This is a genomic window from Vibrio qingdaonensis (assembly GCF_026191675.1).
GTDB lineage: Bacteria > Pseudomonadota > Gammaproteobacteria > Enterobacterales > Vibrionaceae > Vibrio > Vibrio qingdaonensis.
Genome location: NZ_JAKRRY010000118.1, coordinates 1 through 1,201, shown reverse-complemented (window position 1 = coordinate 1,201; position 1,201 = coordinate 1). Strand labels below are relative to the sequence as shown.

Annotated in this window: 1 protein-coding gene; it reads left to right on the top strand. The window is 44.5% G+C overall.

Going from position 1 to position 1,201, the window contains the following annotated elements; translation table 11 throughout:
- Positions 1–256 precede the first annotated feature (256 nt).
- Positions 257–1,066 (top strand): hypothetical protein, encoded by an 810-nt coding sequence (locus MD535_RS25560; RefSeq protein WP_265678095.1) that lies wholly within the window; start codon positions 257–259, stop codon positions 1,064–1,066.
- Positions 1,067–1,201 lie beyond the last annotated feature (135 nt).

Below are 1,201 nucleotides of genomic sequence, written 5' to 3'. Positions count from 1 at the left end.
AGATAACTTTGAACAGCGTGTCGAAGCGGCCCTCGCAGCCCAAGATGACCTCGTTTCTCACTACCAAACAAATCGGGTAAAAGGTCATGCGATATAGGGCTTAATAACAAACGGAAATAAATGAAACGTCGATTTTGGGGCATGTTTACCACCAAAGCCCAACCTTTTTCAAAGTGGTGGCAGGAATTTCGCTCAGAGGTGATCGTTATTCCAATGGAAGACCCACTTGACCCTATAGTCATCTGTAGATGAAAAGGTGTTAACCGTAAGAACTGGCTACCACAATCGGCGCAACACCATTATTATTCCACTGATGTTGCTGTTTACCTTTATGCCTCTTTATATGTTTTATGATTGGCTGCCGAATCTTGAAAAACAACAAGAATCTGCATATATGAGGCTAGAGTATGTTGAGCAGCAAAGGGCTTTGAGATACCCATCAGACAGGACTGATAGGATTGAGAAGTATGCACGAGCACTGCTTAATGAAAATGGTGAGGTTACATGGGCAACTTACCTAAGGGCTATAAAGTCTGAAGGCAGGCTTGAGCGCTTCCTCGGAAGTTTTGTTATGATCGGTTCTTTTCTGCTCTTTGGTATTGCTCTTTGGCTCCTTTTCCTTCTAAAACCCAGAGATGCCGAAGTCTATTTTGACCGCGAACGCCAAATTGTATACAGCTGGCGTCACGGCCGAGTTGGCGCAGCTTACTTTGATAAAATGGGTTTGATTGAGAACCAAGTTGGTATCAATATCGTGTTGCAGTTTGAAAACAAAAAGCAGAAGGGCTACCACCCGATGGCGATTGTCGGCATTGATACCGGTAAGCTCGCTTTTCATACCGAAGCCGATACCACCTACCCATTAGCACAAATTCTCGCCTTTATGAACCATGGCAAAGAAGCCGTCATCACAGTGCTGTCATTTAATCGCGAATCTGCAAAGTTATTTTGGCGAGTAGATCCTAAGCCAGAAAACTTTGAAGCACGTGTAGATGCAGCATTGAAGGCAGAAGGTGACTTAGTCCATCACTACCAAACCCGCAGGCCCAAAGGGCATGCGATATAGGACTTTAAATGTGGATGAGAGACGTGAAGACATACACCATTAAAGCAATGCTAAATCGGCGGATTTATCGGGTGGTTCAACCTCGGTTAGTGCAGATGGAGGTAATAGCATAGCGCTAAAAGGCAGTACGTTTTC